This is a genomic window from Leifsonia sp. PARNA 1/14 (genome assembly GCF_055720965.1).
In genome coordinates, this window is sequence record NZ_JBVQSP010000004.1 from 316,006 (window position 1) to 340,368 (window position 24,363).

The following is a 24,363-nucleotide window of genomic DNA, read 5'->3' on the forward strand; positions in this document are numbered from 1 at the left end:
TGATGCAGTGCTTCAGGCAACCTTAGTTGATTGATGCGGAAAAGCAGCAGAGGCTTCTATGCCAAGCCACGACGAGGAGCACACCATGAGCACTGAGGCCCGCATCGAGCCGCGCAGCGACGCCCTCGGCGTCGAGACCCGCACCATCGACTACATCCCCGAGGACGAGCGGCACGGCAAAGCCCGCAACCTGTTCACGATCTGGTTCGGCGGCAACATCATGATGCTGTCGATCGCCACCGGGCTGCTGGCGACCGCCGTGTACGGCCTCCCGATCTGGGCGGCGATCATCGCGCTCATCGCGGGCAACCTCATCGGCGGCGTCGTGATGGCCCTGCACGCGGCGCAAGGGCCGCAGATGGGCGTGCCGCAGATGCTGCAGACCCGCGCGCAGTTCGGGTCGTACGGCAGCCTCCTGGTCGTCGTCATCGTGGTCGGGATGTACGTGGCGTTCTTCGCCTCCAACGTGATCCTGGGAGGCCAGGCGCTCGACTCGCTGACGCACATCGGCGACTTCTGGTCGACCGTGATCGTCGGGCTCATCAGCGTGTTCGGCGCCGTATTCGGTTACCGCCTGCTGCACGTCTTCGGCACGGTGATGAGCATCGTGGCAGGCCTCACGATCGCGCTCGTGTTCGTCTACATCTTCGCGGCGGGCACCCTGCCCGCGAGCGCGCTCAGCTACGGCTCGGTGACCGCGACCGGCATCATGGGCACCATCTCGGTCGCCGCGCTCTGGCAGATCGCCTATGCCCCGTACGTGTCGGACTACACGCGTTACATGCCCAAGGACACCGGCGTGCGCGCAGCCTTCTGGGCGACCTTCGCCGGCTGCGTGCTCGGCTCCGTCATCCCGATGGTGCTCGGCTCGATCGTCGGCGCCGCCTTCCCCAAGGACGACGTCGCGACCGGCCTGAGCGCCCTCGTCCCCGGGATCGCCGGGCTCGCGCTGCTCGTCTTCGGCGTCGGGATCAGCGTCAGCAACGGCATGAACCTCTACTGCGGCAGTCTCGCGATCATCACGATCGGGCAGACGCTGTTCCCGAAGTGGCTCCCGCGGGCCGTCACCCGCGGCGCCGTCGCGGTGATCCTGTTCCTGGTCGCGCTCGTGCTCGGGTTCGCGTTCTCGGCCAACTTCTTGGTCAACCTGTCGAATCTGATGATCCTGCTGCTGTGCGTGCTCATCCCGTGGACGGCCGTCAACCTGGTCGACTACTACGCGGTCAAGCACGGCAAGTACGACATCGCCTCGCTGTTCCGCCAGGACGGCGGAATCTACGGCCGCATCAACCGCAACGCGGTGATCTGCTACGTGCTCGGCATCCTCGTGCAGCTGCCCTTCCTCAGCACCGCGTTCTACACCGGCCCGATCGCCACAGCCCTCGGCGGCGTGGACATCTCGTGGATCGTCGGCCTCGCCGTGATCTGCCCGCTCTACTACGCGCTCATGAAGTGGGCGCCGTCGAAGAACCCGGTGCTCGACGCGCCGGCCCCCGCCTCCATCACCCCCGCAGGAGCAGAATGACCGTCACCAGCGCCACCAGTACCACCGCCGCCGCCGAGTACGACTATGTCGTAGTCGGCGGCGGTACCGCGGGCGGCATCCTCGCCGCGCGGCTCTCCGAGAACCCGGACGTCACCGTCGGCCTCCTCGAGTGGGGGCCGAGCGACCGCGACGAGGGCCGCGCGCGCTCGATCCGGCGCTGGGAGGAGATGATCGAGAGCGAGTACGACCTCGACTACCGCAGTGTGCCGCAGGAGCGCGGCAACTCGACCATCCGGCAGTCGCGCATGCGTATCCTCGGCGGCTGCTCGACGGCCAACACGATGATCGCGTGGCGACCGCCGGCCTCCGACCTCGACGAGTGGGTGGAGGCCGGAGCGGCCGGGTGGGACGCCGCGAGCTTCCAGCCGTACTTCGACCGGCTGCAGATCCCGATCCACCCGGTGGCTCCGGCCGATCGGAACCCGTTCGTCGCCGACGTGGTCTCGGCCGCGAGCAGTGCGCTCGGCCTCCCAGTGCAGGAGCGGTGGAACGACGGTCGCACCGACACCCTGGCGCGCGGCGCCGGCTTCTTCGAGGTCGGCTACGAGCCGCGGAGCAACGTGCGCGGGTCGAGCTCGATCCACTACCTCCACGACGTCATGGACACCCGGGACTCGCTCGACGTGATCACCGGTGCGCGCGCCGAGCGGGTCGTCGTGGAGGACGGACGGGCGGTCGCCGTGCACTACCGTTCGGCCGACGGGGAGCTGCACGTGGTGCGGGCGCGCCGCGAGATCGTGCTCGCCTGCGGGGCGATCGACACACCGCGGCTGCTGCTGCTCTCGGGCATCGGGCCGGTCGAAGTGCTCGAGGCCGCGGGGGTGGAGTCCGTGCTCGACCTCCCGGGCGTGGGGGAGAACCTCCAGGACCACGCCGAAGGCCTCGTGGTGTGGGAGGCCGTGTCGGCCCCGCCCGCGATCTCGGCCTCCGGCTGGGACGCCGGCGCGATGGTCGGCGTCGATGGCGACCCGGCGAAGGCGGACGTGCTCATGCACTTCCCGGTCGAGCCGGTCGTCGACCACCCGCGTGCCCGCGGGGTGAGCTTCCCCGAGACGATCGTGGCGATCGCACCCAACGTGGCCAAGCCGCACAGCCGCGGCCGGGTGACGATCGCCTCCGCCGACCCGGACGAGCCTCCCGTGATCGACTACCGCTACTTCACCGACGCCTCCGGCCACGACGAGCGGATGCTGGTCGCCGGCGTGCGCCTGGCGCGGCGGATCGCGGAGGCGGAGCCGATGCGCCGGCACCTGGTGCGGGAGGTCTTTCCCGGCCCCGAGCTTCAGACCGACGAAGAGCTCTCGGCCGTCCAGCGCGACATCCACCAGACCGTCTACCACGTGAGCGGGACGTGCCGGATCGGCGCCGCCGACGACGAGCTCGCGGTGGTCGACCCGTCCCTCCGCGTGCGCGGCATCGACGGGCTGCGGATCGCGGACGCGTCGGTGTTCCCGACGCTCACTTCGGTGAACCCGGTCATCACGGTGATGATGGTCGCAGAGCGGGCGGCCGACCTGATCGCGGGTTGACTCGTCCGGAGATCTCACTCGAGACGCGGGCTGAACGGGAGTAACGCCGGAGATCCCAGCCGATATGGCTGGGATCTCCGGCGTTAGGCGCCGTGGGGCGAGCGCGTCAGTCGCGTACCGGCTCCAGTAGCAGCTCGGGCTCCGGGGCGACGCGGCGGTCGCGTGCCCGCTGCCAGAAGTAGCCGGCCAGCGCGAGGATCGTGATGACGATCAGGGTGCCGACCGTGAAGCCCTCGAAGGTCGGCCGGTCGACGCCCCAGGTGTCGACGAAGTCGTATTTGAGGCCGAAGAGCGATTCCAGCGTTCCCGGGAACACCGCCACCCACGAGCCGAGCAGCACCCAGGCGTAGATGACGACCACGGCGGTCCACAGGCCGGCCGTACCGCCGGGGACGCGGAAGGGTCGCTCGATGTCCGGGTACTTGCGGCGCAGCCGGATGATCGACGGGAAGATCACCAGGTACGACAGCAGCAGGGTCGAGATGGCGACGGTCAGCACGACGGTGAACACGGCGGCGGTGCTGCCCTTCAGCAGCAGGGTCGCGGCGATGCAGAAGACGGTGGCGACGATCCCGGAGAGCAGGTTCATCCGCACCGGGGTGCCGAATCGCTTGGAGAAGACGCCGAAGTAGCGGAAGAACGCGCCGTCGGCGCCGGCGGCCGCCTGCACGCGGTCGGAGGCGATCATCCACGCGCTCGCCTGGGTCAGCACCACGAACACGAACAGCAGGGCCGCGATGAACATCACCGGGCCGGTGGCGATGCCGTAGACCGAGAAGACCTCCTTGAAGGCGTCGAGGAGGCCGCTGGCGCCCTGCACCTTGTCGGCCGGCAGCACCGCCAGGATGGCGAAGATCGGGACGAGGTAGCACAGGATCGAGATGATGCCGGAGGAGGTGATGGCCTTAGGAACGTCCTTCTGCGGATCGCGCATCTCCTCGGCCGCGCCGTTGGGCGCCTCGAATCCGACGACCGCGAACAGGATGACCGGCGTCACCGCGAGGAAGCCGCCGAGCGTCGGCGAGAACGCGCCGGCGGCGTAGCCGTGCACACCGTTCTTCAGGGCGTAGACGACCACAGTGACGACGAAGACCAGCAGCAGCGCGACCTTCACGACGGCTCCGGCTGCGACGATGTGCTTGCCGTAACGGAGGCCGATGATCGCCGTGCCGATGGCCAGCCAGATGAACACCAGCTTGAAGACGATGTCTCCCGCACTGCCCTCCGGCAGCGGCGCGATGTAAGCGCCCCAGGTCGCGGCGGAGATGAACACCAGAGAGCCGCCCATCCAGAGCGGGTTGGTGATCCAGTAGAACAGCGTCGCGATCGCTCCGGTGAGCTTGCCGAACGCGAGCCGCACCCAGACGAAGGGGCCGCCCTCGTCGTGGAAGGTGCTGCCGAGTTCGGAGATGACGAGCGCGTAGGGGAACAGGAACGTGATGCCGATCACGGCGGTCCAGGTGAACGCCTCGGCGCCGCCTCCCGCCGCGATCTGCGCGACGGTGTCGATGGAGATGACCGCGCCGATCGAGAGGAAGACGATGTCGAGGCGGCCGAGCGTCTTATGGAAGCGCTGGGCCCGGATGCTCGAGGTCGCGAGCTTCGCGTCGTTTCGGGTGGATGAACTCATCGGGGACTCCTTCGTCCTTACATTCTCGTGGGGGGTGGGGTGAGTTACGGAGCAGGGTTGAACGCCCGGTCGAGCTGCAGGATGCGCTCGGCTTGGCCGAGGCGGGGGAGGTCGCTGCCGTCGCGCACGACGCGGCCGGAGGCGTCGAACTCCTGGATGAAGTCGCCGGCCCACGACACCTCCTCGGCCGAGGGCGCCATCACCTCGTTGACCACCGCGACCTGGGCCTCCCGCAGGCAGAGGCGCCCGGTGAGGCCGAGGGCCGACGCCGAGCGGGACTGCTCGGTGACGATCGGCACGCCGTCGACGACCGACGGTCCGTCGATCGGGCCGGGGAGGCCGCCCACGCGGCTGGCGACGACGAGCCGCGAGCGCGGGTAGGCGAGCGCGAGTTCGTTGTTGGCGACGCCCGTGTCGCGGCGATAGTCGCCGCTGCCGAAGGCGAGCCGGAAGACCCCGGCGGCGCGCGCGATGGCGGCGGCGTTCTCGATGCCGAGCGCGGACTCGATCAGGGCGACGACCGGCGTCTCACCGCCGAGGCGTTCGGCCGTCTCCGCGGCGTGGCCGGCCTCGTCGGTCTTCGCGAGCACGACGCCGAGCAGTCCGGGAAGGCCGCGGAGGCGGTCGACGTCGTCCGCCCAGAACGGCGTAGTGCGGTCGTTGATCCGCACCCACGCCTCGCCTCCGGTCGCGAGGAAGCGGGCGACGCGCTCGCGCTCGACGTCTTTGCGGGAGGCGTCGATGGCGTCCTCCAGGTCGATCACGATGGCGTCGGCCCGGGAGCCGCTGACGGCGACCGCGTCGAGGCGGGCGGCGGAGATGAGCAGCCACGTGCGGGCGACGTCCGCGGGCACGCGGAAGCCGGGCCGGGTGGGCGTGTCGAGCTGCAGGGTCATGGTGCGGTGCGTCCTAGTCGTGCTGGAACCACGTGGTCTTCAGGCCGACGTAGTTGTCGATGGCGTGCCGGGAGAGGTCGCGGCCGAAGCCGGACTGCTTGAACCCGCCGAACGGGGTGGTCGACCCGAGCGCGTCGACGGTGTTGACCGACACCGTGCCGGCGACGAGCCGCTCCGAGACCCGGTGGGCGCGCGACAGGCTGGAGGTCCAGACCGACGCCGCGAGGCCGTAGTCCGTCGCGTTCGCCGCGCGCACCGCGTCGTCCTCATGGTCGAAGGCGTGCACCACGACCAGCGGCCCGAAGATCTCGTCGCGGTGCAGCGGGTGCGAGAGCGGGAGGCCGGCGACGATCGCCGGGTCGATGAACGCGTTCGAGTCGCCGCGCTGGTGGCGCTCGCCGCCGATCAGCTCGCCGTCGCGGGCGGCCAGTTCGATCGCTGCCGCCACGTCGTCGGCGTGCGCGGCGGAGATCAGGGCGCCGTTGCCGCTGGCCTCGTCGAGCGGGTCGCCCGACCGGTAGGCCCGGGCGGCGTCGGCGAGCAGGCCGACGAACTCGTCGTAGACCGGCAGCTCGACGAAGATGCGCGAGTTGGCCGAGCAGACCTCGCCCTGGTTGTAGAACGCGCCGAACGCGGCCTTCTCGGCGGCCAGCATCAGGTCCTCCGTGTCGGCGAAGATCAGGTTGGAGCTCTTGCCGCCGGCCTCCAGGCTGAGCCGCTTCAGATTGGACTCGCCCGCGTACGTCATCAGCTTCTTGGCGACCGCGGTCGACCCGGTGAAGGTGAGCGCGTCGACGTCGAAATGGAGGCCGAGAGCGCGGCCGATGACCGAACCGGGACCGGGCACGACGTTGAGCACGCCGGCGGGGAGGCCGGCCTCCAGGGCGAGTTCGCCCAGTCGGAGGGCGGTGAGGCTCGTGGTCTCCGCGGGCTTCAGCACCACGCTGTTGCCGGCGACGAGCGCGGGTGCGAGCTTCCAGGCGGCGATGTCGAGCGGGTAGTTCCACGGCACGATCGCGGCGACGACGCCGAGGGCGACTCGGCTGACGATCGCGGTCGAGCCCGGGGGAGTGGCCGGCACTTCGTCGGTCAGCTTGTCGGCGAGCTCCCCGTACCACCGGAAGGTCGCGGCCGTGCCCGGCACGTCGACCGTGCGGGTCTGCGACAGCGGCTTGCCCATGTCGAGTGATTCGAGCAGCGCGAGTTCCTCGGCGTCGCGTTCGATGAGCTCCGCGAGGCGGCGGAGCACCGCGCCGCGGTCGGCGGCGCCGAGGCCGCTCCAGACCCGGCTGTCGTAAGCGGCTCGGGCAGCGGCGACGGCGCGGTCGACGTCGGCGAGGCCGCTCTTGGCGACCTCCGCGAGGGCTGCGCCGGTCGCCGGGTTGACCGTGACGAAGGTCTCGCCCGATGCGGCGTCGACCCTGTCGCCGTCGATGAGTGCCCTGCCGTCGATGCGGACAGTTGTGTCGATCGTCATGCCGGAAGAGTACGCACGGTGAGTGCATCGAAACGAGCGACGAAAAACGTTGCAGTGCATCGACCCAACTGATGAAACAGCGGATGCAACCTGAAACGGTGCGCAAGCCAGGAGATGTTCGCGCGCGCGGTCCGCGCGTAAAGCATCACTTCAACTGATTCGATTCGTCGATTCTCATTGTTTTACAGATTCAACTGCTCCTGCCGACAATGACTGGACGAGCCGCGGGACCGCACGGACCGCTCACGGTTCAGCTCACGGATCAGCGGATCAGCGAAGGGAATCAACATGTCGAGCCAGGAAATCGAGGTCGTCGTCGTCGGCGCCGGCCAGGCCGGTGTGGCGATGAGCGACCATCTGACCGACCGCGGCATCCCGCACCTCGTGCTCGAGAAGGGCCGCATCGCCGAGCGCTGGCGCTCGGGCCGGTGGGACTCGCTGGTCGCCAACGGCCCCGCCTGGCACGACCGCTTCCCGAAGCTCGAGTTCGAGACCGTCGGCGCCGACGACTTCGCTCCCAAGGAGGACGTGGCCGACTACTTCGTCGCGTACACGAAGCTCATCGACGCGCCCATCCGCACCGGGGTCGAGGTCACCCGCGTCGTGCGCAACAGCGACCGGCCCGGCTTCACCGTCGAGACCTCCGACGGCGATCTCCAGGCCCGCTACGTCGTGGCGGCGACCGGGCCGTTCCAGGTCCCGGTCATCCCGGCCGTCGTCCCGGACGGCTCGAGTCTCAACCAGCTGCACTCCAGCGACTACCGCAACCCGGCGCAGCTGCCGGAGGGCGGAGTGCTCGTCGTCGGCGCCGGGTCGTCGGGAGTGCAGATCGCTGACGAGCTGCGCCGCTCCGGACGGGAGGTCTGGCTCTCCGTCGGCCCGCACGACCGGCCTCCCCGTCGCTACCGCGGGCGCGACTTCGTCTGGTGGCTGGGCGTGCTCGGCAAGTGGGACCTCGCCGCGCCCCCGCAGGGCGCCGAGCACGTCACCATCGCGGTGAGCGGCGCCGACGGCGGTCACACGGTCGACTTCCGCGAGCTCGCGGCGACGGGCATCACCCTGGTCGGACGCACCGACGCCTACGTCGACGGGCGGATGCGCTTCGCGCCCGACCTCGCCCGCAACGTGGCAGCCGGCGACGCCAACCTGTTCGCGCTGCTCGACGAGGCCGACGCCTACGTCGCCCGCAACGGCCTCGACCTCCCCGAAGAGCCGGAGGCACGCGCCGTGCTCGCCGACCCCGCGAGTCTCACCGACCCGATCCTCGAGCTCGACCTCCACGCCGCCGGCATCACCACGATCGTGTGGGCGACCGGTTTCCGCACCGACTACAGCTGGCTGCAGGTGGACGCGTTCGACGAGAACGGCAGGCCGGCGCACCAGCGCGGCGTCTCGACCGAGCCGGGCGTCTACTTCCTCGGCCTGCCGTGGCAGTCGCGGCGCGGCTCCAGCTTCATCTGGGGCGTCTGGCACGACGCCCGCCACATCGCCGACCAGATCCAAATCCAGCGGGGCTACGTCGCCTACGACCAGCAGGCCGCGCTCGCGGCGCAAGGAGCAGTTCTCTGATGCCGACCCACAACCGGATCCGCCCGTTCAACACCAAGGACACCTACCCGGAGCAGAACCTCGACAACGACCTCTGCCAGGCGGTCGTCGCGAACGGCGTCGTCTACCTGCGCGGCCAGATCGGTCAGGACCTCGAGACCCGCGAGTCCGTCGGCATCGGCGACGTGGAGGCTCAGGCCGAGAAGGCGATGGCGAACATCGCGATGCTGCTCGAGGAGGCCGGCTCGAGCGTCGACGACATCGTGAAGGTCGTCATCTACCTCATCGACCCGCGCTACCGGGAGGCCGTCTACCGGGTCGTCGGCCGCTGGCTGAAGGGCGTCTTCCCGGTGTCCACCGGCATCGTCGTCTCGGCGCTCGCCCGGCCGGAGTGGCTGGTGGAGATCGACGCGACGGCCGTCATCAGTGGCGGTGCACAGTGACCTTCTCCATCCTCGCCGTCGACGACACCGGCGCGATCGGCTCCGCCATCTGCTCCTCCTCGCCGGCCGTCGCCGCCCGCTGCGTGAACCTCGCCGACGGTGTCGGGGGCGCCCACTCGCAGAACATCACCGATCCACGGCTCGGCCCGCAACTCATCGACGGGCTGCGTGACGGCCGGCCGGTGGAGGAGGTGCTGGCGTGGGTCGTCGACTCCACGCCCGACATCGACTACCGGCAGCTTCTCGTGATCGACCGCGACGGCCGCTCCGCCATCCACTCGGGTTCACAGGTGCTCGGCCACCACGGCGAGGCGCAGTCCGCGCACGCCGTGGCCGCGGGCAACATGCTCGCACGCGCCGACGTGCCGCAGCTCATGGTGGACGCGTTCGAGGCGGCGACGGGCGACCTCGAGGTGCGGCTGCTGGCCGCACTGAAGGCCGCGATCGCCGCCGGCGGCGAGGAAGGGCCGGTGCACTCGGCCGGCGTCGCGGTCGTGCGCGACGCCGGCTGGCGGGTCACCGACCTCCGCGTCGACTGGGCCGACGACCCCGTCGAGCTGCTCGATGAGATCCTGGTCGAGACCTGGCTGCCGCAGCGCGACGCGTACGTCACCCGCGGGCTGATGCCGGCCGGCGCGCCGAGCTACGGGGTGCCCGGGGATGAGTGAGCGCGATGAGTGAGTCTCTCGCGGTGGCTGATGCCGCCACGCTGAAGGCGCGCGTGCGCGAGCTCGTCGACGCCGACCTCCCACGGCTCGTCGCCCTGTCCGAGGCGCTGCACGCCGACCCGGAGACCGCCTGGAACGAGCACCGCTCGGCCGCCCGGCTCTGCGAGGCGCTGGCGGCGCACGGCTTCACTGTGACGCCCGCCTACCTCGGGCTCGAGACCGCGTTCCTCGCGACCGCCGGCTCCGGCCCGGTGCGCATCGGCGTCTGCGCCGAGTACGACGCGCTGCCCGGGCTCGGGCACGCCTGCGGGCACAACCTCATCGCGGCGATCGCGGTCGGGGTCGCCTCCGCGCTCGCGCCGCTTGCCGACGAGCTCGGCATCACCGTGGAGGTCTACGGCACCCCGGCCGAGGAGGGCGGCGGAGGCAAGATCGAGCTGCTCGACCGTGGCGCCTTCGCCGGGCTCGACCTGGCGGTGATGGCGCATCCCGGGCCGGTGGATGTCGCTGAGGCGCGGCCGTTCGCCGTCGCGCACTCGCACGTTCGGTACGACGGCAAGGCCGCGCACGCGGGCGCCTATCCGGATGAGGGCGTCAACGCGAACGACGCGTTCGTGGTCGCCCAGGTGGCGATCGGGCTCCTGCGGCAGCAGCTTCCGCACTCGGTGCGCGTGCACGGCATCCAGACCGTCGGCGGCCAGGCGCCCAACGCCATCCCCGACCGCACGGAGGGCCGCTGGTACGTGCGCGCGGAGACGCTGGAGGAGCTGGGGCGCGTCGAGGAGAAGGTGAACCGCTGCTTCGAGGCCGGCGCCCTGGCCTCCGGGACCACGATCATCATCACGCCGGAGAGCAAACCGTACTCGGAGTTCCGCAACGACGAGCGGGCGCTCGGCTTCTACCGCGCCAACGCCACGGCGCTCGGGCGGATGTTCGACACCTCCGGCTCGGCCTCGGCGGCCGGCCGCATGAACCGCGCGTCGACCGACATGGGCAACGTCTCCCAGGTCGTCCCGGCCATCCATCCGTACGTCGGGATCAACAGCCTCCCGGCCACCAACCACCAGCCCGAGTTCGCGGCCGCGTGCGTCGGGGCCGACGCCGAGAAGGCGCTGCGGGATGCCGCGGTCGCTCTCGCGCAGACTGTCGTCGACGTCGTGCGGGCCGCCTCGTGAGCGCGACGCGCATCGAGCACGACTCGCTCGGGCCGGTCGCCGTGCCGGCCGACGCCTACTGGGGTGCGAACACGCAGCGCGCGGTCGAGAACTTCCCGATCTCGGGCCGGGGCGTCGGCACGTACCCGGAGCTCGTCACCGCCCTGGCGCTCGTCAAGCAGGCGGCGGCGCGGGCCAACGCCGAGATCGGCGTGCTCGATCCCGCGATCGCGTCGGAGATCGACGCGACCTGCCAGGAGATCGTCGACGGCGACCTCCACGACCAGTTCGTCGTCGACCTCATCCAGGGCGGCGCCGGCACCTCCACCAACATGAACGCCAACGAGGTCATCGCCAACCGGGCGCTCGAACGGCTCGGTCACGCTCGCGGGCGCTACGACCTCGTGCACCCGCTCGACCACGTCAACCGCAGCCAGAGCACGAACGACGTGTACCCGACCGCGGTGAAGATCGCCCTGACCATCGGGCTGCGACGGCTGATCGCCGAGCACGCGCTGTTGTCGGCCGCGTTCCGGTCGAAGGGCGTCGAGTTCCGCGAGCACGTGAAGATTGGGCGTACGCAGCTGCAGGACGCGGTGCCGATGACGCTCGGGCAGGAGTTCACCGCGTTCGCGGTCACGATGGAGGAGGACGAACTGCGGCTGAGCGAGACCATCCCGCTGCTGGGCGAGATCAACCTCGGCGCGACCGCGATCGGCACCGGGATCACCGCGTCGCCCGGCTACGCCGCCGCGGTCGTGCGCCACCTCGCCGCGCTCACCGGCCTCCCGCTCGTCACTGCCTCCGACCTGATCGAAGCGACGTCGGACACGGGCGTGTTCATGCTCGTCTCGGCCGCGCTGAAGCGTGCAGCGATCAAGCTCTCGAAGATCTCGTCGGATCTGCGGCTGCTCTCGAGCGGGCCGCAGTTCGGGCTCGGTGAGCTGCACCTCCCGCCGCGCCAGGCCGGCTCGTCGATCATGCCGGGCAAGGTGAACCCGGTGATCCCGGAGGTCGTCAACCAGGTCGCGTTCGCCATCGCGGGCGCCGACGTGTCGATCACCATGGCCGCCGACAACGGCCAGCTGCAGCTGAACGCCTTCGAGCCGGTCATCGCGAACGCGCTGCTGCAGGGGCTCACCTGGCTGACCAACGCCTGCCGCACGCTGCGCGTCAACTGCGTCGACGGCATCCGGGCCGACGCCGAGCTGCTGCGCACGCGCGTCGCGTCGTCGGTCGGACTGGTCACGGCGCTCACGCCGCGCATCGGCTACTCGACCGCCGCGCTGATCGCACACGAGGCGCTGGAGACCGGAGTCGACGTGCGCACCGCGATCGTCGGTCGCGGGCTGCTCACCGCGGAGGAGTACGACGCGATCACCGATCCGCGGCTGCTGACCGGGGCGGCGGGCTGAGCGTTCCTACCGCAGCCAGCCGCGCAGCGTCTCGGCGGCCGGCGAGGTCGCCTCGCCCAGCCAGGGCGCGACCGCGGTCGCGAACGACCGGCGGGCCTGGCGTGGGTCGTCGTCGACGGACTCAGCTGCCCAGATGACCTGCTCGCCCGCGTAGACCGAGTCGAGGAGGCGCACCAGCGGCTCGATCGGCGTCGCCTCGACGAGATCGCCGTCGGCGACCGCATCCCTCAGCGCGACGCGGGTGCGGTCGGTGAACTCGCGCGGCCGGCCGAACGCCGAGCGCGTGTCCGCGTCGGGCAGCACCTGACCCCAGAAGGCGACGACGACGCGCGCCTCCTCGCGGGTGACATCGGTGATCGGGAGGATCTCCTCGGCGATCGCGAGCAGGGCGGCGAGCCCGCGCAGGTCGCCCGAGCGCTCATCGATGCGCGCGAGCGTGCGCTCGACTCCCCGCTGGGCCGCTGCCTCCGCGATCTGCTCGACCGAGTCGAAGTAGTGCCAGAGCGTGCCGGGCACGACGCCGAGCTCGGCCGCGACCGACCTCCCGTGCGTGCCCGCGACGCCCGAGCGCGCGAGCACGCGGAGGTAGGCCTCGACGATGTCGCGGCGGCGCTGGTCGTGGTCGACGATCTTGGGCACGCCCTCCATCTTGCCCGACGAATTCGGTCGTGCGGCGAACGGAGGAGATCGGCTGTGCCGAACCCCGAAACCGCAGGTACCGGAGGAGATCGGCCCGGACCTCCGGTAGATCTCCTCCGTTGCCCGCTTTCCGGCGGTGTGCCGGCCCGGATTTCCTCCGTTAGCAACTGCCCCTTCCGTGCGTGGGATTTTGACGCTAGAGTCAATAACAATCGGGAGCACCGACGAAGGAGTATGGAATGTCCCTGACCGTCCCCACCACGACGACCACCCACCCGCTCGCCGCGCTCACCGGCGCCGAGATCGACCGCGCGCGCGAGGTCCTCACCGCGGCCGGCCTGGTCACCGAGCACACCCGGTTCACGTACGTGCTGCTGCACGAGCCGCACAAGCGCGACGTGCTCGACCCCGAGCGTGCCTCCACGCTGCACCGGGAGGTGGAGACGCTGCTGCTCGACTTCTCGACCGGCGCCGTCACGCAGGTGGTCGTCGACGTGACCGACGGCCTCGTCGTCAGCACCCGCGAGCTCGACCCCGTGACGGAGGGCACCGCCCCCGTGCTCGACGAGGAGTTCGCGCTCGTCGACGAGATCGTCAAGGCCGACGCCGAATGGGCGGCAGCGCTCGCCCGGCGCGGCATCCACGACATCGAGAACGTGCGCACCTGCCCGCTCACCGCCGGGCACTTCGACTACGACGACGAGGAGGGCCGCCGGATGTTCCGCGTGCTCGCCTTCTACCAGGCCGACCAGGCCGACCTCGCGTGGGCGCACCCGATCGACGGCATCGTCGCCCACGTGGACACACTCTCGCGCTCGGTGATCCGGCTCGTCGAGACACCGATCGACACCGTGCCGATGGAGTCCGGCGACTACCTCGACCCGCAGCTCACCGGGCCGCTGCGCACTTCCCTCAAGCCCATCGAGATCCGCCAGCCGGAGGGCGTCAGCTTCACGTACGACGACGGCGTGCTGCGGTGGGAGAACTGGGACCTCCGCGTCGGCTTCAACGGACGCGAAGGCCTGACCCTGCATGACGTCGCCTTCACCTACCAGCAGGAGCGCCGGCCGATCCTGTACCGGGCCTCCATCTCGGAGATGGTCGTCAACTACGCCGACCCGACGCCCATCCACGGCTGGCAGAACTACTACGACGCCGGCGAGTACCAGTTCGGCCGCCTCGCGAACTCCCTCGAGCTCGGCTGCGACTGCCTCGGCGAGATCTTCTACCTCGACGCCGTGGTCGCCGACGACTTCGGCAACCCGCGCACGATCACGAACGCGATCTGCATCCACGAGGAGGACTACGGGATCCTCTGGAAGCACACCGACGAGTTCAGCCACACCTCGGAGGCGCGCCGTCAGCGCCGCCTGGTCGTCTCGTTCTTCACGACCGTCGGCAACTACGACTACGGGTTCTACTTCTACTTCTACCTCGACGGCACCTTCGAGGTGGAGGCGAAGGCGACCGGCATCGTCTTCACCGGTGCGCACGACGGCGGCGACGACCCGTACTCCACCCCGCTCGCGCCCGGGCTCGGCGCTCCCGTGCACCAGCACATGTTCTGCGCCCGCCTCGACCTGACCGTCGACGGCGTCGCGAACGCGGTGGACGAGATCGACGTGACGCGGGTGCCGGTGTCGGGGGGCAACCCGTGGGGGAGCGCCATCGGCCGCACGATCACACGCCTCCAGACCGAGGGTGGTGCGGTGCGCGACGCCGACGGTAGCGTCGGCCGCGTGTGGAGCATCAGCAGCGCCGAGCGCACCAACCGGGTCGGCCGTCCGACCTCGTACGTGCTGCACCCGGAGTCCGGGCCGGCGCTGTTCAGCGCGGAAGAGGCGCACCAGCGCCGCCGCGCCGGGTTCGCCGCGCACCACCTCTGGGTCACCCGGTACGAGCCCTCGGAGCTCTGGGCCGCAGGCTACGCGGTCAACCTCCACCCGGGCGGCGCGGGCCTGCCCGCGTACGTCGCCCAGGACCGCCCGATCGACGGCGAGGACATCGTCGTCTGGCACACCTTCGGGCTGACGCACTTCCCGCGCCTGGAGGACTGGCCGATCATGCCCGTCGACTACGCGGGCTTCTCGCTCAAGCCGTACGGCTTCTTCGACCGCAACCCCACCCTCGACCTCCCGCGGTCGGCGTCGGCCTCGTGCCACACCGCCTCCGGTGCGGAGTCGTCGGCCTGCGGCCCCGATTGCAGCTGCGGGCACTGATGATGCTCGACGTGGGCGCGCTCGGAGCCTCGACGGTCTCCGCGTGCTGCCTGCTCGGCTCGCCGCGTCCGCGGCGGGTGTGGATCTCGGCGTCGCTGATGGTGCTGGCGATGCTCGGGTGCGTGCTGGCCTCCGCCGCGCCCGGTCTGGGGCTGGTGTCGATCGTGCTCTCGCTGGCGTCGGCCGGATTCGCTCTCCAGAGGCGGGAGGGACGGGTCGCGCCGATGAGCCTCCATCGTGCGCTCGGCGGGGTGACGATGGCGGCGCTCGTCGCGATGTCGCTCGGGATGGCGGGGGCGCATACCTCCGCTGCCCCCGGGCATTCGCACGGGGTGCCGCTCGCGGCGATCGCGGTCGCCTTCGTCGCGGGGTATCTCGCCTACAGCGTGTGGCTGCTGGTCGCGATGTCGCGGGCGCGACGGGTCGCGGGGGCTGCCGGTCGCCCCGGCCTCCTCGCGTTCGGCGAGGTCGCCGGAATGGCCGTGGGCGTCCTCCTCATGTGCGCGATGTGACCACTCAGACGTGAGCAATCGCGGGAATCCGAGGCCGGATTCCCGCGATTGCTCACGTCTCGTCGTCTTCCGGCTGCGCGCTCTCGGCGATGGCGACGCGCAGCTCGCGGGTCACGTCCTCCAAGGTGCGGCCCGAGCCGACGGCCATGCCGGCGATGTAGGCGGTGAGCGGCGCGGCCGGGCGCGTCACACCGTGCGCGGCGTCCTTGGCGAGGTCGAGCAGGGCCGACACGTCACCCGGCTCGAGCGTCACCCCGAGGCGTCGTGCGGCGGCTCCCGCCCAGGCGTCGAGTTCTTCGGGTGTCATGAGTGCTCCTTCATCCTGTCGAGGTCTTCCGGGAAGTCGATGTCGGCGACCGCGCTCGGGGAGGCCGGCACGAGCGGCAGGCCCAACTCGCCGACGATCGCGCGCGCGGGTCGCCCTGCCGTTCCGCCCGCGGCCTCCAACTCGCTGAGCCGCCCGCGCAGGGCGGCGGCCGGTGCGCGGGCGAGGAGCCACTGCGGCGCGCCGTCGAGGTCGGCGAGCACGCCGGCGTCGAGCGCCAGCAGGGCCGCGATCGCGGCCTCCGGGTGCGCCAGGTCGGCGGCGACGATCAGCGTCTCGCGCACCTCGGCCGGCAGTGCGGCGACCCCGGCGCCGATCGCTGCGGCGGGTCCGCTCCAGCGCGGATACTCCGAGACGCGCACGACATCGTCCGGCAGAGAGGTGGAGGAGGCCGAGACCAGCACGACGGGCGTGCATCCGCTGACGGCCGCGAGCGTGCCCTCGAGCACGGTGCGGCCGTGAAGCTCAGCGGCCAGCTTGTCGCTGCCGAACCGCGACGAGCGGCCTCCGGCGATGACGATGGCCGCGGGCGGTCGGGGAGGGTGGAGGGCCACCCCTCCACCCTCCCACGATCAGCGTGGAACAGCGATCGGACGCACTACCCGATCCAGGTCATCCCGCCCCAGCCCGAGCCGATCTGCACCCGGCCGCTGCGGAAGCCGGAGGCACCCGTACCGCGGTAGAGCCAGAGGATCCCCGCGGTGTCGGTCGCGACGATGTCGTTCGCCCCGTCGCCGTCGAAGTCGCCCACGCTCAGCACACCGACCATGCTGCGCCAGCCGCTGCCGACCTGCTTGCGGGCCGACCAGCCCGAGAGGGAGTGCGGGTAGAGCCAGAGCGCGCCGGCCGTGTCCTCTGCGAGAACGTCGGGCTGGCCGTCGCCGCTGAAGTCGCCGATGCTGATGATCGAGACCATCGTGTTCCAGCCGCTGCCGATCACGCTCGCGCTCAGCCAGCCTCCGGAGCCGTTGCCGGGGTAGAGGAGGAGCCGGCCGGAGGTGTCGGCGGCGACGATGTCGGCCGTGCCGTCACCGTTGAAGTCGCCGACTCCGACGATCTTCGACATGATGTTCCAACCGCTTCCGACCGCCCGCCGCGCGCCCCAGCCTCCCGTGCCGTTGCCCGGGTACAGCCAGAGCGTGCCGGTGGTGTCGCGAGCGAGGACGTCAGGGTGGTGGTCGCCGTCGAAGTCGCCCGCCGCCACGATGGCGGTCATGCCGTTCCAGCCGCTGCCGACCTGCGTCGCGGTGGGCACGTTCCAGCCGCCGGTGCCGTTTGCGTGGTACGAGAACAGCGCTCCGCCCGTGTTGCGGCTGAGGAGGTCGGGGTGGCCGTCACCGGAGTAGTCGTGCAGGCGGGGCTGCGGAACCGACAGCGTGATGTCGACGGTCGCGGTGGAGCTGGTGCTCGCGGTGACGCGCACGCGGATCGTGCCCGAGTCGTTGCGGACCGTCGCGTTCTGATAGGTCCGGCCGTTCCCGTCGAGCATCCCGTTGATGCCGGCGACGTCGTTGTACGAGTAGTTGTCGTCCGGCTGTGTCACCACGACGGAGCCGCTGTCGCCGTTGCTCGTGAGGAGGCGGACCCCGCGCCCCTCCAGTGCGACATCGTTGCCGGCGAGGGGGAGGAGGAGGTAGTCGTCGTAGCCGGGCATGGGATCCCATTCGTTGCCGGACCGGTACTCCAGGTAGTACGTCTGCTGCGTCACCGGGTCGACGATCGCGAGCATCCCGGGGAGATGCGTATCGCCTCGCCACTGCAACGAGATGGACGTGAAGGTGCGCGTGGCCTGACCGGCCGACAGAGCGTAGCTCGTGATCGCGGCGGGCGCCCACCCGAGCTGCACGAGAGTGGTGGGGTTGAGGTCGTTCAGGTTGTCGTACCCGTCGATGATGAAGCCCATGACGTCGTAGCCGTCGCCGTACGCGTACCGCGTGCAGTCCGGCGCGGAGGTCGTGCGTTTGCAGAAGTCGAGATCGGACGAGCCGACACCGAAGTTGACGCCGATCCCCTGGGCGAGGAGGGTGCGGTCGGCTCCGATGCCGAGGGTCTCCTCGATGAGTCCGCTGCTGCCGATGCCGTCACCGATCGTGGAGATGCCCGTCCAGTCGTTCTGGCAGCCCGGCGGGAGCAGGAGGACCAGATGGTGCCCGGCTCCGGCCGGCGGAGTGTCCAGATAGTTCTGTGCGGACGTGTAGCCGAGCGCGACGGCCGCCTGATCGAACAGCGTGACGATGTCCTGGGAGCACGGCTGCGCGGAGCTGAGCACCGGGACGGTCGGCGTCGTGGTGAACGAGACGACCTTCGACGGGTCCGTCGTGTACTGGCTCGACTGGCCGTGCCAGAAGTCGGTGACGTGAGTCGCCAGGGTGGTCACGACCGAGGTGCTGTAGGACGCGTCGACCGGTGCGACGCCGGCGGGGTTGATCACCACGAGGTCGAGGACGTGGTTCTGAGCGCTGGGCACCACGCTCGGAGTGACCGTCGCGGCCGTCACCGTGAGAGGGGCCCCCGAACCCGACGTCGAGGGGGAGGCCGACCGGCCGGCGGGCACTGCGACTGTGCCGTCGAACTGCGCGCCGGTGGTGGCGCCGGCGGGCACATCGCCGGTGATCGCGACGTGCCGGCCATCGCTCGTAACGACCGTGTAGCTCGTCTTCGGCTTCGCGCTTCCGAGCGACTTGCCCTTCTCGATGACCGGCTCGGTCCGCGTGACGAGGAGGGTGCCCTGCAGGTGCTCGGGCTGGGTCTCGGTCGCTGCGGCCGGTGCCCCGACGCCTGGGGCCGCGGCGATCCCCGTGGTCGGGATGAGCGCTGCCACCACGAGGGCGGTCGCTGCGAGCGCACGTGAGCGCACGGCGGTTCTGGTGGGTGTCACTGTGATCCTCGAGGTTTCTCACCGGTAAGTGATCACAAGCTAGCAGCCGCCGAGTGGCGCCATCGCCCTCCCGAACAGGGGTCGTGGACCCCTCACCGTGGAACGGCGCGGCGGCGACCCCAGGGTCGCTCGCCGCGCCGTCGGGTCCGGGTGCCTTCGGGCCGGCGCCGTTCCCGCTTTCGGTCGTGTGTCAGGTCAGGCGTCGCTCACGCGCTGGCCCGCCTCCTTCGCGTCATCGGTGACGTCGCCGGCCCGGTCGGTCGCCTCGGCTTTCACCGTCTCGACCGACTGCTGGGCGGTCTCCTTCACCGACTCGACGGCGTCCTGAGCCGGCTCCTTGAGGTCGTTCGCGACTTGCTTGCCGACCTCGGCGGCCTCCTGCAGCATCGGCTGGGCCGCGTCCTTCGCCTTGGCGGCGAGCTCCTGCTCCTTGTCGCTGGCGGGGATGAGCGAGGCGGCGAGCAGGCCGACGCCGAAGGCGATCAGCCCGACGGCGACCGGATTGCCCTCCGCCTTCGCCACGACGCGGCGGCCCGCATCGACGGTCGCGTCTTTCGCGTCGCCGATCGCGTCGCCGGTCGTTCCGACCGCGCCGCGATGCTGGTCGTACGGATCGTCGGAGCCCATGATCTTCTCGGTGAAGGAGTGGAATGCACCCTTGACCTTGCGCTTCTGCCGGTCGGCGATCTTGCTGGGCGTGACCTTGTCGGCCAGGGCGTCGACGTCGCCGCTGAGGTTGCGGCGCGTCGATTCGATCTCGGCGCGGATCACATCGGGGTCGTCGGTCATCGGTTCTCTCCGTTTCGTTTCAGGGTGTCGGGGAACTCCTTGACCGTCTCGACGGTCTGCGGCATCCCCTTCACCGCCTTCAGCTGATTGCGCCCGACCAGGTAGAGGATCAGCGCGATGATGGCCCAGATGACGGCCACGACGACGCCGGACCAGGCGTTGCCCATCAGGTAGCCGAGCGCCCACCACAGAGCGATCGACAAGAAGAACACCGCCATCAGAGCGGCATAGCCGGCGCCGCCCATCATCCCGGCGCCCTTCCCGGCGCGCGTGGCGGTCTGCTTCAGCTCGGCTTTCGCGAGTTCGACCTCCTGCCGGATGAGCGTCGACAGGTCGCGGCTGACCTCGGCGAGCAGATCGCCGAGGGACTCGCGGCCCGCGCGTTCCTCCGAAGGAGTGGGCTGATCGGTCACAGCGGACCTCCGGCCTGGTTCTCGCCGCCCATCGTGCCACCCGGGACGTAGCCGCCGCCGCTCGGCAGGGCCGTGCCGGGTGTACCCGCCGACGTGCCGGTGACCGGCGCGGAGGTGGGGGAGCCGAGGGTGGAGGTCGTGCGGACGCCGTCGAAGCTGCTGCCGGAGGTCGTGCTGCCGCTGCCGCTCCCGCTGTCGTCGCCTCCGGAGGCCAGCGCCCGGGTCAGGCGCCCGGCCAGCACACCCGTGAGCGCCGCCGCGGCGATGAACGTGCCGGGGTTGCGTCGTGCGTACGACTTCACCTCCTGCAGCAGTGAGCCCGGATCGCGCTCGTCGAGCCAGCGAGCGACCGACTGCGTGCGGCTCGCGGCCTGGCCGACGATGTCACTCGCGACACCCTGCTGCTCGGACGAGCGGGCCATCTGCTGCAGCTCGTCGCCGATCGACCGGAGGCCGTCGGCCACGCGCTGCTGCTGGACGGCCGCCTGCTCGCGCAGCTCCGACTGGGTCTGGTGGTACAGCTGCTTCGCCTGCTGCTGGGCTTCGTGCGCGACGGTCGCCGCTTCGTCCTTGGCGACCTCCGCGACGTCGGCTGCGGCGTCCTTCGCCGAGTCCGCGACGCGGCCCGCCTCATCCTTGGCGACCTCGGTCTTGCTGCTGTCGCCGCTGTTGCCGCCAGTCGTGCCGGCCGTGCCGGACTCGTCGCTGCCGGTGAGGAAAGTGCTGCCGACGGGCGGCTCGGCCCCCGTCACCACCTCGGCCTCGCCGTAGCTCTGGCGTGTGTTCTCGAAGATCGGAGTGCCTTCGGGGTCGTCTCCCGAGATCGTCATGCTCCGGCTCCCTTCCGTTTGGTTCGAACGTGTGTGGCGTCCATGAAGCCACGGAAAGTTCGCTGTGCGAGTCGGTTGACAGGTGCCGTGCGGGAGGGGATAAGAAGGGGTGGGAGTATGCCCGCTTACAGGACGGAATCCGTACCTCCACTGATTCGTTCGGCGATGCGGCGCCGCTAGCCTCCGACACATGACCGAGGCCACCGCCCCCGCGCCCGCACCCGAGTTCGACCGTTTCGGCTGGGTGAGGAGGCTGCTGCCGCGGATCGTGATCGGCGCGCTGATCGCCGCCGCGCTCGTGGGTGTCTACGCCGTGATCATCGGCCGGTGGGACGAGACCTGCTGGAGGCTGATCGGCACGATCGCGCTGCTCGTGTTCTTCTCGCTGGTGTCGTGGTACGACGCCGATGTGTCCGCGCGACGGGCCTCGTGGTTCGGCGCGGTCTCCGTGACGCTGTCGGCGTTCCTGCTGCTCGACGGTCTGTGGAAGATCTGGGCGCCTGCACTCGACGGCAGCGTGCCCGACGACTGGTGGTGGGGCTTCTTCTCGTGGATGCTGCTCGTCGCGGTGACCCGCCTCGGCCTCCTGCACATCCACCTGGTGCTGAACACGCAGCGCCGCTTCACGGGGCCGATCATGTCGAAGGTGACGCTGGTCACCCTCATCCTGGTCGGAGCGCTGACCGTCGCGCTGGCCACGCCACTGGTGTTCCAGCACGTGGACTTCGGTGAGGCGTTCTGGAGGCTGGTCGGCGCGATCGCGATCCTGGACGCGCTCGGCACGATCCTCATCCCGCTGACGTACACGCTGTTCGGGCCGAAGCGGGAGCGGGTGCAGGGGGTGCCGCGTGCGGTGGTGGCGCCGGGGGTGGTGCCGGTCGCTCCCGGACCCGTTGTCTCCGCGGCTGGCGCGTATACCGCGCCTGCTGCGGCCGCGGCTCCAGCGGCGCCGGCCTCCGCGTACCCCAATGTGCTCACGCCCACGGGCGGCTTCCGGTTGGAGTGGCCGCGCTATGTGAACGGCACCCCGCTGCCGGCGAAGGGGGACGGGTCGCCGGACTTCACCGGGGTGGTCGGGTACTGAGCGTTCGCTCCGAGGGTCAACCCATCACGCGCTGGTGACGTTCGTGCCACCGTTCGTGGTGATCAGCGCGATGGTGACGACCGCCGCCACCAGCACGAGCGCCCCGGCACCGAGGGCGATGCCCCAAACGGCGCGCGCCCTTCCCACGTGCGGCTGGAGCCGATTGGCGCGGACAAGCGCCGGGATTCCCGTCACGAGCGAGACGATCGTGCCTGCGACCATGAACAGCAGGAGGAGGGGATCGATTCCGATCGCGGTGATGATGGCGAGCGCCGCGACTGCCGCCGCGACGATCCCGCCGACGAGGGACGCCGTCGCGAGTCCGTTGCTCTGCGCGAGCAGAACGGGCGCAGACGGTGGCAGCGCCTGCAGCGAGTCCGTCCAGCGCTGCCCGTCCCACCACCGCTGGTAGCGGGTGTCGGCATCGGGGTACCAGCCGGGGGGCGGCAACTGGCTCATCGGGCTCCTCGTCGAGAACATCTTCGGGTCGACCGAATGTATCGCTTTCGTTACCGAATCGTGAGATTTTGCGCGTGCGTGCACCTGTACTGGGGGTGGGAGCACCCTCCCCTGTTCGCGGGGTAGACCGGTCGCGGCGCCCGAGTCCATGCTTGCGAGTGCGCATCACGTCTCGAATGTGCAGGGGGAATCGAAAGCTCTCGGGGGAGAGACCGCCGGTGGGGACCGGAGACGGTCGAACGCGCCCTCGTCTGTGTGCACACCTGTGCCTTCCGTGGCGTCGTGCTGTCCACGACAAGAAGGGGAGATCACAATGAAGTCATCGGAATCCAAGCCGGGTCGCACGATCCGGCGCCGCGCCGCCCTCGCCCTGGTGGTGTCGGCCGCGATCGCGGCGCCCGTCGTCGGCCTCGCCGCTCCCGCCAGCGCAGCGGACGGCTGCTCCTGGGGCGGCTACACGAACGGGTCGGTGCCGCTGTCGGCCATGACGGTCGTCTCGGGCAATGGCGCCTCCTATTACAACTGGGCGCCGGTCGGCCAGCAGGGTGACCTGGGTGCCATCTACCTGGAGCCGTCGGCCGCCTCCAACCTCACCAGCATGCTGGTCGCCTACCACTCGCAGACGGGCGACTACCTGCACCCGAACGAGGGTTACCGCAATTACGCCGGTCAGGTCTACTGGTCGGACAAGGGCGGCACGACGCCCGGAACGTCCAACCACGGATGCGGGGTCGCCGTCGATTTCTCGTTCTCCGGCAGCCAGCGCGATTGGGTCGTCGCTCATGGGTCGGCCTACGGATACTTCCAGCTCCCGGGCGATGCGGTGCACTTCAACTACTTCGGGGCGACGAGCACGCCGCCGACCTCATCCACCAACCCGGCAGCAACCGTGGTCAAGATGCCCAACGGCACCGTCGCCGCCGCGTCGATCGACCAGTTCGGCAGCCTGTTCGAGACGAACCAGACATCCCCGGGCGCAGGCTTCACCGCCTGGACCAAGCTGACGAGCGGAGGCTTCACGGGGGCTCCCGCCGCCATCGTCGCGTCGAACGGAACGCTGGCCATCTTCGGTCGCACCTCCAACAGCTCGTACGGGCTGGTGGCGCAGAGCTCGGTGGGCAGCGGCTTCACGAACTACGGTCAGATCGGCGTGAACGGGCCCGCTTTCGCCAGCGACCCCGCCGTCGCGATGGCGCCGAACAACACGCTCGTCGTGGTCGGTGTCGGCACGGACGGCCGGCTCTGGGAGTCCAACCAGGTGTCTCCGACGAGCACGTTCACCGCGTGGACGCCGATCGGCAGCGGCAAGGCCGGACGCCCGGCGATCGTGAAGGCCTCGAACAACACCATGGCCGTGGCCGTGCGCACCACCTCCGGCGCGATCAGCCTGGTGGGCCAGTCGAGCGTGGCCGGCGCGTTCGTCGACTACGGCGCGATCGGCTCGAACGGACCCGCGTTCACCAGCTCGCCGGCGATGGCCCTTGCGCCCAACAACACGGTGGTCGTGACGGCGGTCTCGGGTGACGGCCGCCTGTGGGAGACGAACCAGACCAGCGTGACGAGCACCTTCACCGCCTGGACGCCGATCGCCTCGGGCAAGGCCGGCTCCCCGGCCATGCTGCAGGCGTCGAACCAGACCATGGCCGTGGCGGTGCGAACCGCGTCCGGCGCGATCAGCCTGGTGGGGCAGTCCAGCGTCGCCGGCGCCTTCGTCGACTACGGCGCGATCGGCGGCGCAGGCACCTTCGTCAGCGACCCGGTCATGACACTGGAGGCCGCGGGCACCGTGGGCGTCATCGCCACCGACTCGGGCAACAACCGCGACTACACGCACCAGACCAGCGTGTCGAGCACGTTCGTGCCGTGGGTGAGGCTCTGACCGAGTAGCGCGCGGGCCCCGGTCGCTCTC

22 protein-coding genes are annotated in these 24,363 nt (G+C 70.4%); 11 read left to right on the forward strand and 11 right to left on the reverse strand.

Annotated features, from left to right (window positions below; translation table 11 throughout):
* The first annotated feature begins 85 nt into the window (after positions 1 to 85).
* Both AC0HS0_RS13150 and AC0HS0_RS13155 read left to right on the forward strand, forming a co-directional pair.
* Positions 86 to 1,525, forward strand: coding sequence for a purine-cytosine permease family protein (locus AC0HS0_RS13150; protein WP_472964475.1), 1,440 nt, complete (start codon positions 86 to 88; stop codon positions 1,523 to 1,525).
* Positions 1,522 to 3,075: a GMC family oxidoreductase gene (locus AC0HS0_RS13155; protein WP_472964476.1), complete on the forward strand. Its 1,554-nt coding sequence runs from the start codon at positions 1,522 to 1,524 to the stop codon at positions 3,073 to 3,075. The genes AC0HS0_RS13150 and AC0HS0_RS13155 overlap by 4 nt, the downstream gene beginning before the upstream one ends.
* 106 nt (positions 3,076 to 3,181) lie before the next feature.
* Here AC0HS0_RS13155 and AC0HS0_RS13160 read toward each other — a convergent pair whose 3' ends face one another.
* The 3 genes from AC0HS0_RS13160 to AC0HS0_RS13170 are packed head-to-tail and all read right to left on the reverse strand — an operon-like array spanning position 3,182 to position 7,078.
* Positions 3,182 to 4,705, reverse strand: coding sequence for an APC family permease (locus tag AC0HS0_RS13160; protein ID WP_472964478.1), 1,524 nt, complete (start codon positions 4,703 to 4,705; stop codon positions 3,182 to 3,184).
* Positions 4,706 to 4,749: 44 nt separating this feature from the next.
* A complete protein-coding gene (locus AC0HS0_RS13165) occupies positions 4,750 to 5,601 on the reverse strand; it encodes an HpcH/HpaI aldolase/citrate lyase family protein (protein WP_472964479.1) in 852 nt (283 codons plus the stop codon).
* 13 nt (positions 5,602 to 5,614) lie between these two features.
* Complete coding sequence (locus AC0HS0_RS13170) at positions 5,615 to 7,078, reverse strand: aldehyde dehydrogenase family protein (protein ID WP_472964481.1); 1,464 nt, start codon at positions 7,076 to 7,078, stop codon at positions 5,615 to 5,617.
* A 288-nt stretch (positions 7,079 to 7,366) separates the two neighbouring features.
* Here AC0HS0_RS13170 and AC0HS0_RS13175 point away from each other — a divergent pair, with 288 nt between their 5' ends.
* From AC0HS0_RS13175 to AC0HS0_RS13195, 5 genes are read left to right on the forward strand one after another with little or no spacing between them, the layout of a single operon-like run.
* Positions 7,367 to 8,647, forward strand: coding sequence for a flavin-containing monooxygenase (locus AC0HS0_RS13175; RefSeq protein ID WP_472964482.1), 1,281 nt, complete (start codon positions 7,367 to 7,369; stop codon positions 8,645 to 8,647).
* Positions 8,647 to 9,069, forward strand: a complete 423-nt coding sequence (locus tag AC0HS0_RS13180; protein WP_472964483.1) for a RidA family protein — start codon at positions 8,647 to 8,649, stop codon at positions 9,067 to 9,069. Before AC0HS0_RS13175 ends, AC0HS0_RS13180 begins: the two co-directional genes overlap by 1 nt.
* Positions 9,066 to 9,737: a DUF1028 domain-containing protein gene (locus AC0HS0_RS13185; RefSeq protein WP_472964485.1), complete on the forward strand. Its 672-nt coding sequence runs from the start codon at positions 9,066 to 9,068 to the stop codon at positions 9,735 to 9,737. The genes AC0HS0_RS13180 and AC0HS0_RS13185 overlap by 4 nt, the downstream gene beginning before the upstream one ends.
* Before the next feature lie 23 nt (positions 9,738 to 9,760).
* Positions 9,761 to 10,912 (forward strand): M20 family metallopeptidase, encoded by a 1,152-nt coding sequence (locus tag AC0HS0_RS13190; RefSeq protein ID WP_472964486.1) that lies wholly within the window; start codon positions 9,761 to 9,763, stop codon positions 10,910 to 10,912.
* Positions 10,909 to 12,306 (forward strand): aspartate ammonia-lyase, encoded by a 1,398-nt coding sequence (locus AC0HS0_RS13195; RefSeq protein WP_472964487.1) that lies wholly within the window; start codon positions 10,909 to 10,911, stop codon positions 12,304 to 12,306. Before AC0HS0_RS13190 ends, AC0HS0_RS13195 begins: the two co-directional genes overlap by 4 nt.
* 6 nt (positions 12,307 to 12,312) lie before the next feature.
* Here AC0HS0_RS13195 and AC0HS0_RS13200 read toward each other — a convergent pair whose 3' ends face one another.
* Positions 12,313 to 12,945, reverse strand: a complete 633-nt coding sequence (locus AC0HS0_RS13200) for a TetR/AcrR family transcriptional regulator (protein ID WP_472964488.1) — start codon at positions 12,943 to 12,945, stop codon at positions 12,313 to 12,315.
* A gap of 239 nt (positions 12,946 to 13,184) precedes the next feature.
* Between AC0HS0_RS13200 and AC0HS0_RS13205 the strand changes: the two genes are divergently transcribed.
* A complete protein-coding gene (locus AC0HS0_RS13205) occupies positions 13,185 to 15,164 on the forward strand; it encodes a primary-amine oxidase (protein ID WP_472964490.1) in 1,980 nt (659 codons plus the stop codon).
* Positions 15,165 to 15,175: 11 nt separating this feature from the next.
* Positions 15,176 to 15,676 (forward strand): hypothetical protein, encoded by a 501-nt coding sequence (locus AC0HS0_RS13210; protein ID WP_472964491.1) that lies wholly within the window; start codon positions 15,176 to 15,178, stop codon positions 15,674 to 15,676.
* Positions 15,677 to 15,728: 52 nt separating this feature from the next.
* Here AC0HS0_RS13210 and AC0HS0_RS13215 read toward each other — a convergent pair whose 3' ends face one another.
* From AC0HS0_RS13215 to AC0HS0_RS13240, 6 genes are all read right to left on the reverse strand, one after another.
* Positions 15,729 to 15,983: a DUF6457 domain-containing protein gene (locus AC0HS0_RS13215; RefSeq protein WP_472964492.1), complete on the reverse strand. Its 255-nt coding sequence runs from the start codon at positions 15,981 to 15,983 to the stop codon at positions 15,729 to 15,731.
* On the reverse strand, positions 15,980 to 16,555 hold the full coding sequence (locus AC0HS0_RS13220) for an NTP transferase domain-containing protein (RefSeq protein ID WP_472964493.1): 576 nt from the start codon (positions 16,553 to 16,555) through the stop codon (positions 15,980 to 15,982). The genes AC0HS0_RS13215 and AC0HS0_RS13220 overlap by 4 nt, the downstream gene beginning before the upstream one ends.
* A gap of 44 nt (positions 16,556 to 16,599) precedes the next feature.
* Positions 16,600 to 18,879: an FG-GAP repeat domain-containing protein gene (locus tag AC0HS0_RS13225; RefSeq protein ID WP_472964494.1), complete on the reverse strand. Its 2,280-nt coding sequence runs from the start codon at positions 18,877 to 18,879 to the stop codon at positions 16,600 to 16,602.
* Between the two features lie 195 nt (positions 18,880 to 19,074).
* A complete protein-coding gene (locus tag AC0HS0_RS13230) occupies positions 19,075 to 19,668 on the reverse strand; it encodes a DUF3618 domain-containing protein (protein ID WP_472964495.1) in 594 nt (197 codons plus the stop codon).
* The gene (locus AC0HS0_RS13235; RefSeq protein WP_472964496.1) at positions 19,665 to 20,081 is read right to left on the reverse strand and encodes a phage holin family protein; all 417 of its coding nucleotides are present in this window, start codon (positions 20,079 to 20,081) and stop codon (positions 19,665 to 19,667) included. The genes AC0HS0_RS13230 and AC0HS0_RS13235 overlap by 4 nt, the downstream gene beginning before the upstream one ends.
* Entirely contained in the window at positions 20,078 to 20,911 is an 834-nt protein-coding gene (locus AC0HS0_RS13240) for a hypothetical protein (RefSeq protein WP_472964497.1), read from the reverse strand. Before AC0HS0_RS13240 ends, AC0HS0_RS13235 begins: the two co-directional genes overlap by 4 nt.
* Positions 20,912 to 21,101: 190 nt before the next feature.
* Here AC0HS0_RS13240 and AC0HS0_RS13245 point away from each other — a divergent pair, with 190 nt between their 5' ends.
* A complete protein-coding gene (locus AC0HS0_RS13245; RefSeq protein WP_472964499.1) occupies positions 21,102 to 21,995 on the forward strand; it encodes a hypothetical protein in 894 nt (297 codons plus the stop codon).
* A gap of 24 nt (positions 21,996 to 22,019) precedes the next feature.
* On the opposite strand, the gene AC0HS0_RS13250 is transcribed toward AC0HS0_RS13245, so the two are convergent.
* Positions 22,020 to 22,454 (reverse strand): DUF2510 domain-containing protein, encoded by a 435-nt coding sequence (locus tag AC0HS0_RS13250; protein WP_472964500.1) that lies wholly within the window; start codon positions 22,452 to 22,454, stop codon positions 22,020 to 22,022.
* A 313-nt stretch (positions 22,455 to 22,767) separates the two neighbouring features.
* On the opposite strand from AC0HS0_RS13250, the gene AC0HS0_RS13255 reads away from it, so the two are divergent.
* Positions 22,768 to 24,333, forward strand: coding sequence for a DUF8189 domain-containing protein (locus AC0HS0_RS13255; RefSeq protein ID WP_472964501.1), 1,566 nt, complete (start codon positions 22,768 to 22,770; stop codon positions 24,331 to 24,333).
* Positions 24,334 to 24,363 lie beyond the last annotated feature (30 nt).